This window comes from Sporosarcina sp. SAFN-010, from assembly GCF_059415065.1.
This window is the reverse complement of record NZ_JBPFDS010000002.1, coordinates 77,406-94,801: the sequence shown is the minus strand read 5'-3', so window position 1 is coordinate 94,801 and position 17,396 is coordinate 77,406. Positions and strand designations below refer to the sequence as shown.

The 17,396-nt window shown below is 41.0% G+C and carries 14 protein-coding genes; 13 read left to right on the top strand and 1 reads right to left on the bottom strand.

The annotated features are described in order from the left end of the window. Positions 1 to 77: 77 nt before the first annotated feature. The 11 genes from ACR65F_RS03375 to ACR65F_RS03325 all read left to right on the top strand — a co-directional run bounded on the left by ACR65F_RS03375 (position 78) and on the right by ACR65F_RS03325 (position 15,209). A complete protein-coding gene (locus ACR65F_RS03375; RefSeq protein ID WP_440503288.1) occupies positions 78 to 3,422 on the top strand; it encodes an S-layer homology domain-containing protein in 3,345 nt (1,114 codons plus the stop codon). A 277-nt stretch (positions 3,423 to 3,699) separates the two neighbouring features. Next, positions 3,700 to 4,107, top strand: a complete 408-nt coding sequence (locus tag ACR65F_RS03370; protein WP_440503437.1) for a JAB domain-containing protein — start codon at positions 3,700 to 3,702, stop codon at positions 4,105 to 4,107. Next, positions 4,107 to 4,448 carry a hypothetical protein gene (locus ACR65F_RS03365; RefSeq protein ID WP_440503287.1) on the top strand — a complete coding sequence of 114 codons (342 nt, stop codon included), beginning with the start codon at positions 4,107 to 4,109 and terminating at the stop codon, positions 4,446 to 4,448. Before ACR65F_RS03370 ends, ACR65F_RS03365 begins: the two co-directional genes overlap by 1 nt. A gap of 475 nt (positions 4,449 to 4,923) precedes the next feature. Next, a complete protein-coding gene (locus ACR65F_RS03360; protein ID WP_440503286.1) occupies positions 4,924 to 5,802 on the top strand; it encodes a tyrosine-type recombinase/integrase in 879 nt (292 codons plus the stop codon). Between the two features lie 382 nt (positions 5,803 to 6,184). After that, positions 6,185 to 6,766: a hypothetical protein gene (locus ACR65F_RS03355; protein WP_440503285.1), complete on the top strand. Its 582-nt coding sequence runs from the start codon at positions 6,185 to 6,187 to the stop codon at positions 6,764 to 6,766. 91 nt (positions 6,767 to 6,857) lie between these two features. After that, positions 6,858 to 7,517 carry a hypothetical protein gene (locus ACR65F_RS03350; protein WP_440503284.1) on the top strand — a complete coding sequence of 220 codons (660 nt, stop codon included), beginning with the start codon at positions 6,858 to 6,860 and terminating at the stop codon, positions 7,515 to 7,517. Between the two features lie 140 nt (positions 7,518 to 7,657). Next, a complete protein-coding gene (locus ACR65F_RS03345) occupies positions 7,658 to 9,514 on the top strand; it encodes a DUF927 domain-containing protein (RefSeq protein WP_440503283.1) in 1,857 nt (618 codons plus the stop codon). Positions 9,515 to 9,610: 96 nt separating this feature from the next. After that, the gene (locus ACR65F_RS03340) at positions 9,611 to 10,486 is read left to right on the top strand and encodes a tyrosine-type recombinase/integrase (RefSeq protein ID WP_440503282.1); all 876 of its coding nucleotides are present in this window, start codon (positions 9,611 to 9,613) and stop codon (positions 10,484 to 10,486) included. A 20-nt stretch (positions 10,487 to 10,506) separates the two neighbouring features. After that, positions 10,507 to 11,268, top strand: coding sequence for a hypothetical protein (locus ACR65F_RS03335; protein ID WP_440503281.1), 762 nt, complete (start codon positions 10,507 to 10,509; stop codon positions 11,266 to 11,268). A gap of 839 nt (positions 11,269 to 12,107) precedes the next feature. Then, positions 12,108 to 14,633, top strand: a complete 2,526-nt coding sequence (locus ACR65F_RS03330) for a hypothetical protein (RefSeq protein WP_440503280.1) — start codon at positions 12,108 to 12,110, stop codon at positions 14,631 to 14,633. A gap of 171 nt (positions 14,634 to 14,804) precedes the next feature. Next, the gene (locus tag ACR65F_RS03325) at positions 14,805 to 15,209 is read left to right on the top strand and encodes a hypothetical protein (protein ID WP_440503279.1); all 405 of its coding nucleotides are present in this window, start codon (positions 14,805 to 14,807) and stop codon (positions 15,207 to 15,209) included. Positions 15,210 to 15,469: 260 nt separating this feature from the next. Here the strand turns inward: ACR65F_RS03325 and ACR65F_RS03320 are convergent, their stop codons facing one another. Next, positions 15,470 to 15,628 (bottom strand): hypothetical protein, encoded by a 159-nt coding sequence (locus ACR65F_RS03320; RefSeq protein ID WP_440503278.1) that lies wholly within the window; start codon positions 15,626 to 15,628, stop codon positions 15,470 to 15,472. Positions 15,629 to 15,682: 54 nt separating this feature from the next. Here ACR65F_RS03320 and ACR65F_RS03315 point away from each other — a divergent pair, with 54 nt between their 5' ends. Together ACR65F_RS03315 and ACR65F_RS03310 are read left to right on the top strand one after the other, a co-directional pair. Then, the gene (locus tag ACR65F_RS03315; protein ID WP_440503277.1) at positions 15,683 to 16,561 is read left to right on the top strand and encodes a tyrosine-type recombinase/integrase; all 879 of its coding nucleotides are present in this window, start codon (positions 15,683 to 15,685) and stop codon (positions 16,559 to 16,561) included. A 349-nt stretch (positions 16,562 to 16,910) separates the two neighbouring features. Then, complete coding sequence (locus ACR65F_RS03310) at positions 16,911 to 17,348, top strand: hypothetical protein (protein WP_440503276.1); 438 nt, start codon at positions 16,911 to 16,913, stop codon at positions 17,346 to 17,348. Positions 17,349 to 17,396 lie beyond the last annotated feature (48 nt).

The window sequence follows — 17,396 nt, the reverse complement described above, 5'->3', positions numbered from 1 at the left end:
ATAGAATTTAAACCATGTCTATTGCTACTTAAGGCACTGGGACTAATTTACCTACATTCAAGGAGGAATTCTACAAAATGGCGAAACAACCAAACGCTTACAAAAAATTCGTAGCAACAGCTGCTACAGCAACTCTAGTGGCTTCAGCACTAGCACCGGTGGCATCAGCGGCTGCGTCAGATAGCTTCAAAGATGTCAGCTCAAACTACAAAGAGTCAGTAAATTATCTTGTTGATAATGGTATTGCAAAGGGTACATCTGATACTACTTTCGGCACTACTTCTAACATCTCACGTGGAGATGCAGCGGTAATGATCGCGAATGCATTGAAACTTGATACAGCAAACGCAAAAGATGCTGGTTTCCAAGATTTGAACTCACGTGTTGAAGGGGCAGTAAACGCAATCGTTGAAGCTAAAATTGCTTCTGGTAAAACTGCAACGAAGTTCGACCCGGCAGCGTATATCACTCGTCAAGAAATGGCAAAAATGCTTGCGAATGCTTACGATTTAAAATCTACTTCTAAAGCAGACTTCAAAGATGTGAACGCAAACTGGATCGACTACGTTTCAGCACTAAAAGAAGCAGGAATTACTCTCGGAACTTCAGAGACAACATTCTCACCAACAAACAACCTAACTCGTGGAGAGTTCGCATTGTTCGTATTCCGTGCAGAAAATCCAGATGCTGACCTAGCAATTGTTGACGCAGTATCTGTTGTTAACGAAACTACTACAACTGCTAAGCTTAAAGTAGCTAACAAAGACCTAACAGCTGCAGACTTCAAAGTATTGGTTAACGGTACTGCTGTAACACCAACTAGTGTAGTAAGCGACGCTAAAGGTGAAGTTTACACAATTACACACGCAAGCCTTAAAGATACTAAAGGTGTAGTTTCTGTAAATGGTAAGCAAGCTGACTTTAACTTCGTAGTTGTGGAAGCTAAGGTTGAATCTGTAAAGGCGATTAACGGTACTCAAGTAGAAGTTAAGTTTACACAAGCTGTAGACAAAGCTGATGCTCAAACTCTTGGGAAAGTAACAATTGAAGGCGTTACATTAACTAACCCTTCACTTTCTGCAGATGGTAAAACACTTACTTTAACAGCTGCAATGACTTCAGGAAGTACAGCTGTTGATGTGAAAAATGCTGCTGTAGTTGTAAACCCTATCAAAACTAAAGCTGATGCTAACGTAATGACTGATAAATTCATCTCGCTTTTAACTTTCAAAGATGAAGTTGCTCCTACAATTGCTAGTGTTGAAGCAAAGTCTAACGGAACAAAAGCTACTGAACTAACGGTTAAAACATCTGAGCCAATTCAATCAGCGGTAGCTAAAGTGAATGGCGAATATGTTTCTGTGAATTTCGCAGGTACTAACTCAGCTACTATTACTGGTCTTTCTCTTGAAACTGGTAAAACACATACACTTGAGTTAATCAATCTTGAAGACAAAGCTGGTAACAAAACTGTTACTACTTCTGCTTCTTTCTCTGTAAGTGTTGATTCTGTAGCTCCTGTTTCTACTTTGACTCAAAAAGAAGATTCACAAATCCTAGTAACATTTAATAAAGAAATGAATGTTTCATCAGTAACGACTGCACTTGCAAACGGTGCTGTTAAAGATGAAGCTTTAGGTGCTATTACTACAGGAACAGTTACAGAAGTTGCTGATTCCAATGGTACTCAGTTTATTATTCCTGTATCTACTGGACTATATACTAATGACCGCACTAGCAGAACATTAAACGTTGCTTTAGCTGATACAATCAAGGATTCTCTTGGTAATAAGCTTGTTGCTACATCACAAAAAGTAACTTTGACAAAAGATACAACAAAACCAGCTGCTACTGGATATAATCTAGTTAAAGATGCAGATGGTAAAATCAAAGCTGTTGAAGTGAACTTTAACAAAGGTCTAGTAGCAGGCGCTGTAGCTACTGGTAAGGCTTTATCACATGCTGATGTAACTACATCTATCGTAAATGAAAATGGCGTTATTGAAGGTTCAACGTTTGATAGCTTTGTAGCAAAAGCTGTTTCTGCAGGAGATACTAAAGTTGTATTTGAAGCTACACCTGCTAAAGCAGTTAATGGGAAATATGCATTCTCATTTAAAAATGAATTAGTACAAGACCAAGCTCAAGGAGCTAATAAGTCAAATGCGTTCAACTATACAGTTGACTTTGGTCAAGGAAAAACTAACACTGAGTTTGAATTGCCAACAGCTTCACTTCCAACAGCAAATTCAAATAATGAAATCACAGTTACATTCCCAGAAGCCGTTAAAGGTGGAGCTGTAGCTGGTTCAGCAACAGATATTTCTAACTACACACTTGCTGGTAAACCACTACCAACGGGAACAACTATCACTTTGAATGCTGGTCCTAGCCCGGCTGCTCAAACTGTTGCAACAATCAAAATGCCTGCGGACTCTGTGGCTAAAGATGATGCTAATGCAGTATTTACAGCTGCTAATATTAAAAATACAGCAGGAACTAAGACTTTGAAGTCATATTCAGGTACATTAGCTGTCAAAGATAATACTAAGCCAGTTCTACAAAGTGCGAAAGTTCTTGATAATAAGACTATTGAATTGACTTATAGTGAAGCTATGGTTACTGGACTTTCTAATACTGAAGTCAAAAATGATTTCATTATCATGAATGGTAGTACAACTGCTATTGATTTCACTTCAGCTGGTTCATTAGAAGCTAACAACGTTTCAGGATTCGCTAATAAAGTTAGAATTACAATCAACAAAAATGAAACAGCTGCAAATGCTGGTTCAACAGAAATTTCTGGTACAAACGCTGGAATTGCAAGTAAAACTAGCGGTACTACAAATGCGTCAAGCACTAAAAACTACAAAGTTGCTAATAAAGTAACTGCTCCTGTATTAACTGGAGCTCAATCTGCTAAGGTTTCTGCAACTAGCGGAGCGGCTACTGCTGCTTCAACTGTACAATACAATGTAGTAGATAACGCAGGTACTTTAGAATTACAGAAGCAATCAGATAGCTCAGTTGTAATTGCTGACCTAGCTACTACTAAAACATTTGTGCAAGATGGCGTTACATTTACAGTCGCAAACAGTGCTGCTGATACAGATACATTTACTGTAGCAACTACAAAAACTTTGCTCCAGTTGCAAGATGCGTCTGATGATTCAGCAGTAATTGCTGACTTAAGTGCAGGCCAAACCTTCACTCAGGATGGCGTTACATTCACAGTAGCACCTAGCGCTGCTGCAGGAAATACGTTTACAGTGAAGACTGTTGATGCTGGAGCTACTTCTAAAGTGACTCTTGACCTTGATAAAGATATCACTGTAGAGACTAAAGATTCTTCTGTAATTACAGATAACTCTACTAAGAAAAATCATCAAAAAGCAGAAGTTAAAGTTACTGTAGCTAAGTAATTTTAATAAAGTCATCTAATCGAGCAATCGGTTAGATGGCTTTTCTTTTACCTTCATAACCGTACCAACTAGCATTTCAAATAGATATTATAATCCTGAATACACGAAGCGTCCTCATCCATTCAACCGGGTGAGGACGTTTCTTAATTTAGGAGGAGAAACCATGAAAGAAACTAACCCGTACACGAACACTCAACACACTTCGGAAACATCACTCACACAGTCTGCACAATCAAAGTCACATACAGCCAAGCGAGTCGACATCGTATCATTGAAGATGGTGAAAGAAAAGAGTTTGATGTACGCCAATCGGTCAATTAAGTCACCAGAAGACGGCTATCACTTGTTCAAGCAATTTCTAGGAGAGCTGGACCGCGAGTATTTCATTTTGATGTGTCTAGACGTGAAGAATCAAGTCACACATCTGAATGTCTGTCATATGGGGAGTCTTAATTCTTCTATTGTGCACCCTCGGGAAGTGATGAAAACCGCCATCTTGTCGAATTCTTGTTCCATTATTGTCGCCCACAATCACCCATCCGGCAATCCTAGCCCAAGTCCTGAAGACATTGAAGTCACTAAGCGATTGGTTGAAGCAGGAGAGCTAATCGGTATCGAATTGCTTGACCATCTCATCATTGGTGAAGACGATTTTGTTTCATTAAAAGAAAAGGGGTACATGTAATGACAAACCAACTCAATCAAGGCAAGCTCATTTCTAGTGAAGTTCAGTGGTTCATTCATACCTTGCGGAAAGACTACGGGGTGAAAGTGGCTGCAAACGGCGTTAGTACAGAAGGATTGGAACTAGGGATGGATGAAGTAGATTCAGCATTCATTCCACAAGAACTGTTTGAAATCATTCCAAGTACATTACTGTATGAATTGATGATAGTCGAAGATAGCGAAGAGAACGTTTGGTGTGGAACGATTGGATTCTACCCGAACTCACCTGATTGGTGTATACAAGTCATCACGAAAAATGATGAAGTTCTGTTGAGAAAATTGCTGTCAATCATCGACTAAGACTCACGACAAAACTAGACAACTAGCCTATCAATCTCACGACCGTTCTACTGCTCAACAAGTGGATTGGAGAAGAAGGTTGCTAGGACAATAATTCGACGGTTTTCACAGGCTAAAAAGACACGACAGAAATATAATACTGTCGTCAGTTCGCCTAATTGCAGAATCCATCATCAGTCAGTAATAAAATTCAAATTTAAAGGAGATGTTTTCATGTGGAAGAAATCAGCACTTGCCATCTTGGTAACAGTACTAGCGGAAGTCAGTAAGGAACTGGCTTCATTTCAAGAAACCAGTAAGAAACTACCGGAAAGGAAAACGTCATGAGTAAGCTACCGAAACTACCCATCACGATTCCAGCACCTGTCATTGAGCTAGTTGTCACGCTGCTAGTCATCATCATCAAACGGAAATAGACCATGAATGCCTCTCTTTGAGGTGCTCATGGTCTTTTTTTAATGGAGGAGGAACAGTCATGCAGTCAACGATAGAAGCATTTGAACAGTGGCTATTTGAAGAAGGACGCGCACCTAGAACGATAGAATCGTACGTGTCCGACGTAAAAGGATTTCAACAATTCCTGAAGGAAAAGACAGTAGGTGAAGAACAACCACTATCCCGATTTTCCTTTGTCCGTTTCAAAGAACACCTACTACAAAAAAACTTTGCAGTGGCGACCATTAACAAGAAGGTAAACAGCCTAAAAGTCTACAACGATTTTCTAAGAACCACAGGTGTTCTAAGTGAGAGCATCATCGTATTGAAACGGGATAAGATACATATCGCAGCTGGAAGTGAAGCGGCTGTCACGAGTCTGTCTGAAGAACAAGTTGAACAACTACTCTTCTTTGTCGAGAACCGCAACAAGGTAAGTACTCGAAACAAGCTGATTGTCTACTTGCTGTTGTACACAGGCGTTCGAGTGAGTGAACTCGTCAGCATCAAACTCACGGACATTGACTTCCTCACAAGTCATCTTCAAGTCATCGGGAAAGGCGGAAAGAGACGAGAAATTGGCTTGAAGTCAGAAGTGATGCGGTTGGTAAGGGATTACCTCAAGGAAGAGCGTTCTGCCTCTGTTTTCCACCATAGCGAGTATCTTTTGGTAAGTCAGCGTGCAGAAAAGATGCATCGGGATGCGGTGCGAAATTTGTTAACAAAGATTTCAGATAAATTGGGATTCTGGATACATCCACATATTTTCAGGCATACTTTTGCGACAAGACTACTTCGACTTGGAGTTGAGTTAACGACTGTGAGTAAATTATGCGGTCATTTTTCAGTTTCGATGACTGCGAAGTACTATATCCAGACAACACGAGAGGAAAAAATGGATGCGATTAACAGGCTATGAAATTCTCTTTAGAATCAAAAGCATAATGTGGTCAGGCAAGTGTGTCCAAAATGTGACAAAATAAAGATAGGTTAATAAAGTTGTGTACACTATTCTGTCTAGAGAATAATTGACTTTAAGACTTAGTGTACTAGCCTTGCCGCATATTCCGTCGGCAAGGCTTAGTTCTCATAAAATCAATCGGGAAGGCTTAGTCTCTCATAAAAACGTTATAAAAATAGAATGAAATGATGAAGAAACTGCATTAAACCAACGTTTGAGAAGTTTAGGAAATGTTGATTTTCTTGTGGAATGTAACCTGTAATGTGTGGTTAACTGTATAACAAGTTGAAGAAACAGCTCAACGAATTACAAACCATACAATCGAAAAGGAGACAGGAAAATGGACACAAACGAAATGGATTTTTTAGGACCCATCACACGACCACCAACTATCCTCGAAAGACAGAAAGGAACAAGTAAGGATTTTCATGTAAGCACAATCTATGGCTTAGGAGCGCGCACCCTAGAGAAGCTCATCAATCAAAATCTTCTGGATGAAGTGAACCTCTTGGATTCTAGTAGGTTCATCGGCAAAGAAAATGTAACGGCTTTAATCAACGAGCGAATCCACAATGACCGGTTTACAGTTGAACTGGATTTCAGTGAATCAGAAGAGCCTATTATCATGGGGCAGTACGTTGGTTATTCTATGCAAGTACACGAGTTGATGATTCCGAAACATGAACTAGGTCTTCCTACAGAAGAAGACATTGATAAAGTATTCGATTTAGCCTGCTTAGGAAACGTGGATGAGCAGACAATGAGCTACAAAGTCTTCCTCAATGAAACATGGGATGCGAATACCATCGGACAAATTGTAAAAGGCATCAATTGCTATTTGGGACCTTTTGTTGAAAAAGGAGCAAAGAAGTTGAAGATGGAAGATTACCGAATGGTATTTAGGGTGGGTGTGTGCTTTTAATCCGAAGAAAGAATGTAGTGGTCAAGAAGAACCACAACGATTGAATACGTACTGAACGGAAAATGATTGAACCATAAAAGGAGGAAGTAAAATGGCACTAAGAAAAGTTAAGTCACCAGAATTAGAACGCAACCAAACGTCAACAGAGCGTGATGCAAACGAATCGAGTACAAATGCTCACGTCACAGAATCAGTAGAGGCAAGTGAGAAACCTACACAGATAGAAGCGCCTAAAAGCATTATTCCGTTAGTGGATAAACAGACGGTAAAGAAAATGGAGTTTTTGAAGAAGTTTGAAGAAGTCATGCCTACTAAAACCATTTCAACCAAAGGAGCAGCTCTATCCATCGTGAACAACAAGAATGGGAAACGGGTCAAGGTTGCAACTCCGATACTTGTTGAACTGGATTCTCCGAACGCTGTCCGTTTTCTAGTGAACGAAGAAGACCGAGAAGTGTACATACTAGCGGCTCAAGCAGATGAAGTCGCACACAACCTAGCAGGTAAGCCGACTAAAAACGTGGTGTATTCAGCAGGGCTGGTGGAACGCTTAACGTCGCTGTTTGAATTAGACTACAGTTCCCGAACGTCTCACTCCATTGGCACATGGACGGTAACAGAAGAAGAAGGAACGAAAATGATTTGTGTTCGATTAGCGGAAGAAGTCCAAGAGACACCGCGCGAAGAACTACAAGAACAAAACGAAGAACAGAATGGAACTACGCAGTCCTCGGAGCCACTGGCTGAATAGGTGTCGGAATGTTTCGCCTACAAAAGAGCTATCCCATCGGACGAGCGTGGTAAAAGAGATAAATCGAGTCCATCAAAATAAGAAAAAGACGTCAACTGGCTGCAACCACTTGACGTCTACAAAAGGAGTGCCGAAATGACATGGCAACAAAGTTAAGCTACAAATACGAGTTACTTCCAGATTCAGCTGTCACAACCCTACCTAATTCTTCTGAAGAGGTTAGCGTTGGTAAGTATATTGTAACGAAAAACTATTTGTATGTTCAAGAAACAGATATGGAAACGGGGAAAAAAATAAAGTCTAAACTGTCCCAATTGGTTTGGATAGATAAGGTGTATCGAACACTCGACAACGGTACGGTGTTGTTGGAAATCATCTTCTTTTCACGAGGACAATACCATCGAGTGACCACAACACGAGAAATCTTCAATGAAAAGAATATCATGATGCTAACTGAAAAAGGGGCAGATGTCCGAGCAGATAACTACAAACAAATTGTTCGATTCCTTCAGCAACAGGAACAAACTATCCGGCATACGCATTATCTCCATACGGCATTAGGGTGGAAGCAATCGGGAAATGAATTGGTCTACTACCATTATCATAGTATCTCAGGAAAAACGATAGAAGAACCAAGTGGAAGTGTACAAGATATCCGCGTAAAAGAAGTAGCATCTCTCTACACCGGACAGTTAGCCATCCAACCAACAGGCAAGTACGCCGTGTGGAAAGAGACCATTCAACAACAAGTGCTAGGTAGACCTGCTTTAGAGTTTGCACTGGTGTACGGATTTGCGGCAGTGGTCAATGCCTTGCTATCAAAATACCTTCCATTGGAAGTATTGCTAGTTCACATTTATGGAGATAGTTCGACAGGGAAAACAACGGCGTCACGACTTGCGATTAGTAGCTTTGGAAAGCCAAGCGTTGATGGACTCTTGAAGAACTGGAATGCGACATTTAATGCCCTGATGAAAGTCATTGCACGCAATCATGGTCTTCCCATTGTATTGGATGAATCAAGTACCAAAACGAACTCCGACTTCACTTCTGTCATTTACCAACTAGCGGAAGGTAGAGATAAAAATCGATTGAATTCGGATATTGAATTACGCGAACAGGAAAAGTGGTCTGGTGCATTCCTCTCGACAGGCGAACATCGTCTCACAGAGAAGTCCAATCAAAACTCAGGACTCCTAGTGCGTCTTCCCGAGTTTGGCAACATTGCGTGGACTGAATCCGCAGCGCATGCGGAAGCCATCAAGAATGCACTAGAGAACAACTACGGTCACGCTGGACCGCAATTTGTGCAACACGTCATCGACACGTTCGAGCAAGAGACGTGGGAAGCGGAACTCGATAAGTGGAAGAAAACAGTCGTTAAAGCCATGACCATCAAAGATGGATTCTCTGAGCGAATCGCTGAAAAGTACGCAGTGATGCTCCTAACAGGACAAGTGATGAATGCGTGTTTCGACTTTGATATTCAACTGGATTCACTTCTTGATTTCATCATTGAAAATGACCAAGAGAACATCGGCACACGTTCATTAGAGTCGAAGTCGATGGATTTCCTTCAACAAAAAATCATTGAACATCAAGCCAAGTTCAATGTGGGTGACAGGGGGTTCTCCGGTACGGCTTGCTACGGAGCAATGAAGAAGAAACAAGATTACTTAGAGGTATCCATTCTCAAGACAGTCGTGGATACATGGTTGGCAGACGGAGGGTTTTCGAGCAGTCAAGTGGTTTTGAAAGGATTGAAAAAAGAAGGCATCCTCGACAACGAAGCAGGAAAGAACACCCGTCAGCGACAAGTAGTCGGAGAAGCAGGAAAGCCTTCTAAGCAAACGGTGTACGTTCTTAAATTACCATTCGAATTGTTAGAAGTAGTCAGTACACTTCCAAAGGCTACTCCACTTTCAAGTCCCACACCAACCAACATTTTCAGTACAACAGAACAACCAGTAGAAGCTAATTTACCAAATCTTGATTGAATCCTGAGAAGACATGGCTGGATGAGAAAGGTAGATTCAGTCATGTCTCGTTTCATAAGCATCCAATACACGAGAGACTAAAGGAGAGAACGAATCATGCTACTAACGAATAGTTTTGAAGGATTTGAACGACAGCTCACTCATTCTGAAAAAAGTCCTGCGACCATCCGAAGCTACATCATGAGTTGTAAGCGATTTGCAGAAGCCATTCAAACAAAATACAATCGTCCAGTGTATTTAGAACAGATACAGGAAGAGGACATTGAAGAGTACCTCTATGACTTGAAAGTAACCAAAGGCTACAAACCATCCAGCATTAATGTCACATTGAATGGGTTACGCAATCTGTTCAAGTATGCCATGCGGAATAAATTTGTAGATAAAGACCCAACGGCTTACATAGAGACATTGAAGAATCACAAAGAACGACGAGATTTCCTAACAGTCGAAGAAATTCAATTGTTGTTGTCGACCATGAATCACTCACTGGGGAACTTAGTGGTGCGAACTCTAGCCTTCACAGGATTACGGATAAGTGAATGTTTGGCGTTAACCTTTGAGGACATTGATTTTGACAAGAACCGCGTCTACGTCCGGAATGGAAAAGGAAATAAACCACGGACGCTTCCACTCTCACAAGACCTAAAACCGTACTTGATTGCGTACAAAAATGGACCTAGACGTTTCATACAAGGCAGTGACACATTCTTTGCAACACAGAAAACAGGGAAAATCTCTCCTGTCTACATCAATCGTTTGTTGAAAGAAGCGACAACAGAACTCCAGTGGGACAAGAGAGTCACCTGTCACACGCTCCGTCATAGTTTTGCGTCCAAGCTTGTCAAAAATGGAACGGGATTGCCGACGGTTGCAGCCTTGCTGGGTCATTCTGATTTCCGAACGGTAACAGCAGTCTACGTCCATGTAGATGAGTCTGACTTGCAAGATGCAGTGAACCAACTAAGTCTATAAGAGAAAGGAAGTTGAAGAAGATGAACCAACTAGTCGAAACGGTATCGCCAAAGCAAGATGAGCGAGTTCATCATATTATTAAGAGATTAGCAGGAGGTATGAGTCGGGAGTCTCTAGCAGTAGAATTGAAGCATACCACCTATAAGTCATTAGATATATTCATGAGAAGAAAAGGATATCGCTATGATAGCCATGTGAAGAACTATGTCCCGCAAATTGAGAAACAAGAGATTCCCGTCAGTACATCCAAAGCAACCCGTGTCATTGAGTTATTGGAAGTGCATACAGATGAGCCAATGCTTGTCTGTCAGAAACTAGGGTTTAAGGACATGCAGGAACTAGGCGACTTCATGGGAGTGAAAGGCTACCAGTGGAACACGGAATTGAATAATTACGAACGGAAACCACAGGAGATTGAAACGAGTAGAAATGAATTGATGGAAGAGATGCCGCAAACATCTGTAGCAGCAGAAGTCCAAGAGGTTGAGCAAACTGAGCTCACATCGTACCTCCCCATATTGAAGCTACTGATGAACAACGAAGAACGACTCACAGAGATACTGATTCCATACGGGAAAGGAGGGAGTATCCCCCGTTACACAATAGCAGGTGTTGCACAGACCAAAACCGTTCAAATGATAAATACACTCTCCAATCTAGTTAGTGAGTTTGCGAAGGAAAACAACATGTCGCAGAGAGACCTATTTGAAGTAGCGCTCATCGACTTTTTCAGAAAGTACGGATATGAAAAAGAGGTTGTACAAGTACTGAATGGTCGCTAAGAAGCAGAACGAGTGCTTCTTTTTTTTGTGCGAAGACGAAACAAAGAAAACCACGAAGGGATAATTGACAACCTCACAAAATTCACAGATTGGAGAGAAGGCAACTCCATACAGGACAAGAGATGTGACGAAAAACCCCGAAACCCCTTCCTTTTCAGAGGAGAGAGACACCATCTAAACAGAGAGAAGATTTTTCAGAATGAGTTGTTTTCTTATATACGGTTATCATTCCTAGACCATTCATCCACTCAAAGATTCTAGTGTATGACTTGTTGGTAGGGTAGGCTATTCAAACAAATTGATTCATTGGGTTCGTATTTATTTAGATTCATTTAGATTAGAAGATGATGCAGGTTTTAGACAGTGTGACGTCTAATTGCACTAGAGTTATTTGTTTGGAATATCAATCATCTATCCAATCCCTAGAGAAACGAATGATGTTTTTTGAAGAAGGTATTCTTTCTGAGCCAATTAGGTAGAGAACTTTTTGCAGATGGAAGATTGAGTTTGTCAGATTGGTTAGCAGGATGTAGTTACACAAAACAAAAGTTTTTAGATGAGTCTCTACCGAAGAAGTGATGGGGTTTTGGGGTTTTTGACGAGATTCCTTGTGTTCAATGGAGCGCTCGAAGAGATTTTTTGGGATTCCGTCCGTTTTGTGTGAGATTGCCAAGGGGTTTTCAGAAGGTGTTGTGTGTAGGTGACATCTTCCCTGTTGGTTCTCTTTTTTTGATTTTCTTTTGATTCCCTGTCTACTGCAACATTGTTCTTTGATTTTCTATTGAACAACAACTTTCAGGAGACATGAGTGGCGCCAATGCTTGGTCTGCTAGGCTTCTTTGAAACTAGAATCGGACCATTTTTCAGGTTGTTTTTCAGTTGTAAACGAAACAACAACTACAGCTACACTTAAAGTAGCTAACAAAGAATTGACAGCAAAAGACTTTACAGTTCTTGTAAACGGTAAAGAAGTAACTCCTACTAAAGTAGAAAGCGATGCAAAAGGTGAAGTTTACACAATCACTCACGCTAGCCTAAAAGATACTTCAGGTACTGTTTCTGTTAACGGTAAGCAAGCTGCATTCAACTTTGTTGTTGTAGAGCCTAAAGTTGAATCAGTAAAGGCGATTAACGCTAAACAAGTTGAAGTTAAATTCGCTACTGCTGTTGATGAAGCATCAGTACTAGAAACAGCTGGCACATTGAAAGCTGGCGTATTTGTGTTCAAATCACTAGAAACTCCGGTTAAAACAATTACAGCGAACTCAGCAACAGGTGTACTTTCTGAAGATGGAAAAACACTTACTGTTAAAGCATCAGGTACTGAAGTATTCGAAGGCCGTTATGATGTAACAGTCGACGGTGCTAAAGATAAAGCTGGTAAAGTAATTGATAAATATGTTGCTAAAAACGTTGATTTTGGTAAAGATACAGTAGCTCCAACAATTACTGCTACAGAGCGTATCTCTTCAAACCAAGTTAAGGTTAAATTCTCTGAACCCGTAGTATTTGCTGCAGGAGCACTTACTGCTAAATATACAGATACATCATTAACTTTAGACAATTCAAAGATTACAGTTGGAAGTACAGCTCTAGGAAGTGTTACATCTGCTGCTAGCGCACCTGTCTCTGAATTAGTATTGAACCTTTCAAATGCTGACGTTAAAGTTGACAAAGACATCGCTGTTAAATTCAATGGTGTAGCTGACACTGATGGAAACTTAATTTCTCCACAACCAGCAGAAATCACTGTTGTAAAGCAACAAGCAGATGGCGTTGAACCAACTATTTCAACAGTTACACAAACTGGTGCAAAGAAGTTCGCAATCAAATTCGCAAAAGACCTTGATGGCAACATCGCTGCAGCAGACGTTACTGTAGGTGGCGTAGCTACAACTGCTGTTAAAAAAGTTTCGGCAAGTGAGTATGAATTCACTACAGCTACAAACTTGAAAGGCCTACAAACTGTAGAAGTAGCTGCTAACAAAGCAGTAGATTTAGCAGGGCAAAAAAATACAGCGGCACTTTCAAAGCTAGTAACATTCACTGAAGATGCTACGGCACCTAAAGCGACTAGCAAACTAGTTGTAGGAAAAGATAACAAAGAATATATCGAGTTAACTTTTGATAAAGACGTGACTGCAGGTGCTGTTACTGTTGCCGGTTCACGAGTTAAAGACTATATTACTACTTCAGGAATCAGCGAATCAGTAACAGCTGTATATGCTGACGGTACTGGTGTTAACAAAAAAGTACTACACGTTCCATTGACAGCAGCATCATTAGCTGTAGAAGGTGCAGCTTATGACTTAACAGTTTCATCTGCGGCAGTAACAAGTATTGCTGGAGTGAAAATGACAGATACAACTGCTAAATTCACTCGTGGTACAGATGGAGCAAGTGCTAATACTGATATCGTTTCTGCTGTAGTTGTTGCTCAAGGTGGAGATAACAATACAGTGACTGCAACATTCACAATTCCATCTGGTTCTAAACTTGATGGAACAACAGCAACTAATGTAGCTAACTACGTAATTGCTGGTGCAGAAGTTGAATCAGTATCTTTGGCAGCTGCTAGTGGTACAACGCAAGTAGCAACTTTGAAACTTAAAGAGGGTTCAAACACGTTCACAGGTGTTAGAAATATCACTGTTAAAGACGTGAAAGTTGCCGGTTCTACAAAAGTAATGGAACCTAAAACATCCACAACTGTATCTCTTAAAGAGAACGTTCGTCCAACAGTAACTAAATCAGAAGTAACAAAAGTTACTCAAAGCACAACAGGGTCTGCACTTGTACCAGCGGTGAATGCAACTGTTTCTAACGCTCAACTTGTTACAACTGGCGTAGCTACAGGAACACCAGTTGTAACTCTAAACTCTGCGACATATAATACTGGTGCTTCTAAAGCAGCTGTTAATGGAGTAGAGTTGGAGTATGATGGAGCAGTATGGAAGTCTAATACAGCAGCCGTAGCAGATTCTGCTATCACTTCAGTTAGTGGAGTCACTGGCGCAGTTGCTGGTGACAAGGTTACTTTCGATTTATCAGCTTACACAGCAGAAGTACCTGCAGTACCTGCAACAACTGGTTCTACAGATGTACTATTAACGTTTAGTGAAGCTGTAGTTCCAGGTTCAGCTGTTGACTTCGAGTTATTCATCGATAATTCAAAAGTAACTGCAACTGTAGCTACATCAGCTGTAACTGATACAAAAACTCTAAAAGTTACAATTGATAAAGCGTTGACTACTGAAAACTTCGCTAAAGGCGTTCAGTTGAAAGCAGCAACAACATTAGACATTGCTGATACAGCTGGAAATCTATTGAAACTAGATGCACCAATTTCATTGAAATTAAACTAAGCTTAGTTTTGACAAAAAGCCCTCTAATCGAGCAATCGGTTAGAGGGCTTTTCTTTTGCCTTCACAACCGTATCAACTAGCATTTCAAATAGATATTATAATCCTGAATACACGAAGCGTCCTCATCCATTCAACCAGGTGAGGACGTTTTCTAATTTAGGAGGAGAAACTATGAAAGAAACTAATCCGTACACGAACACTCAACACACCTCAGAAACATCACTCACACAGTCTGCACAATCCAAGTCACTTCCAGCCAAGCTCATTTCCAGTGAAGTCAATTGGTTTGTTCATACCTTGCGAAAAGACTACGGAGTAAAGGTCACTGCACAAGACGTTAGCACAGAAGGATTGGAATTAGGCATGGACGAAGTGGATGCGGCATTCATTCCACAAGAACTATTTGAAATCATCCCTAGTACACTACTCTACGAGTTGATGATAGTAGAAGATAGCGAAGAGAACGTTTGGTGTGGAACTGTTGGATTCTACCCTGATTCCCCAGAATGGTGTCTGCAAGTCATCACGAAAAACGATGAAGTCCAACTTCGAAAACTACTGTCAATCATCGACTAAGACTCACGACAAAACTAGCCAATAAGCCTAGCAATCTCACTACCGTTCTACTTTTCAACAAGTGGATTGGAGAAGAAGGTTGCTAGGATAATAATTCGACGGTTTTCACAGGCTAAAAAGACGCGACAGAAATATAATTCTGGCGTGAGTTATTGTTTTGCACTACTATTCATCCGACTGCTTATCATTCAAATTCAAAGGAGATGTTTTCATGTGGAAAAAATCAGCACTTGCCATATTAGTAACAGTACTATCGGAAGTCAGTAAGGAACTCTCTTCATTTCAAGAAACCAGTAAGAAGCTACCCGAAAGGAAATCGTCATGAGTAAGCTACCGAAATTACCCAGCACGATTCCAGCACCAGTCATTGAGCTAATTGTCACAGTGCTCGTCATCATCATCAAACGGAAATAGACCATGAATGCCTCTCTTTGAGGTACTCATGGTCTTTTTTTAATGGAGGAGGAACAGTCATGCAATCAACATTAGAAGCACTTGAACAGTGGCTCTTTGAAGAAGGGCGTGCACCTAGAACGATAGAATCGTACGTGTCGGATGTCAAAGGGTTCCAACAATTCCTGAAGGAAAAGGCAGCAAGTGAAGAGCAACCATTGTCCCGATTCTCCTTTGTCCGTTTCAAAGAACACCTACTACAAAAAAACTTTGCAGTGGCTACCATTAACAAGAAGGTAAACAGCCTAAAAGTCTACAACGATTTTCTAAGAACCACAGGTGTTCTAAGTAAGAGTATCATAATGTTAAAAAATGACAAAATACATACATCAACCGGCAGTGAAACAGCTGTCACAAGTCTGTCAGACGAACAAGTGGAACAACTACTATTCTTTGTCGAGAACCGCAACAAGGTTAGCACTCGAAACAAGCTGATTGTCTACTTGCTACTCTACACCGGTCTTAGAGTGTCTGAATTGGTCGGTCTCAAGATTAGGGACATTGACTTCCTCACGAGTCATCTTCAAGTCATCGGCAAAGGTGGAAAGAGACGTGAAATCGGCTTGAAATCAGAAGTGCTGCGGTTGGTAAGGGAGTACCTCAAGGACGAGCGTTCTGCCTCTGTTTTCCACCAAAGCGAGTATCTTTTGGTGAGTCAGCGTGCAGAAAAGATGCACCGGGATGCGGTAAGAGATTGGCTAGCGAACATTTTCACAGACCTCAAATTCAAACTCCATCCCCATCTATTCCGTCACACGTTCTGTACACGTTTGTTGAAAAAAGGAGTAGATTTGACGACCGTCAGTAAATTGGCAGGACACTCCACTGTCAACATGACCGCAAAATTCTACATTCAAACCACACGAGAAGAGAAAATGAATGCGATTAACCGGTTATAAGATGCTCTTCAAAAATCAAAGCAATGAGGTCGCAACAACATATGTGTCTAAAATGTGTCAGCCGGCAAGGCTTAGTCTCTAAGTACGCCAGCAGAATCCATTCGCTATAAAAGTTGGAATAGAAAAAAAGTGAAAAATCGTGATGTGAACAAGCTGTTTCCCAGCCGGCAAGACTTGGTCTCCTAGCCTAAACGTCGGAAGAAATAGATTTCAGAAACGCTCTAAACCATTGGTATCATTGGGTTTTGCTGATTTGAGGTTTTCCGTACAACTGAGTAAGATAACTCTTGTAAGGTTAACCGAAACACATCACTACAAATCATGAAATCGAAAAGGAGACAGACAAACCATGGCAATCACATTCAACCAACATGCAAAGGTAACAGTAGCACCAACAGGATGGTCAAACGCAACCGTAAAGAAGCTAGCAATGGGAAATCCAGTGAATACAGTGGTAGGGCAATCAGATACATTGTTCGTGACCTTCCTGACAGACGATTCACACCTCGTGAGACATTCATTCCTCATGGCAGCTGGTGTGAGTCATCTATTGGAAAAGCTAGTTGGGGTCACAATGAGAGAAGGAGAAGGCTTAGTAGACTTGGAGGAACTGATTGATTATCGGTGTGGGATTGAAATCGCTCATCGTCTAGGGCAGAACGACCGCTTGTTCGTCAACGTGGTGGATGTTTGTGCACTACATGACCTAGTCGAAGAAGACGAACAACCATCCGAAGAATCGTTGGAAGAAGAATTCCCGATTTTTGGTGGCACCGACATTGAATGATAGGGGGAGAAATCTTCCTCTTCTCATTCTCTGACAAATCCATAAGGA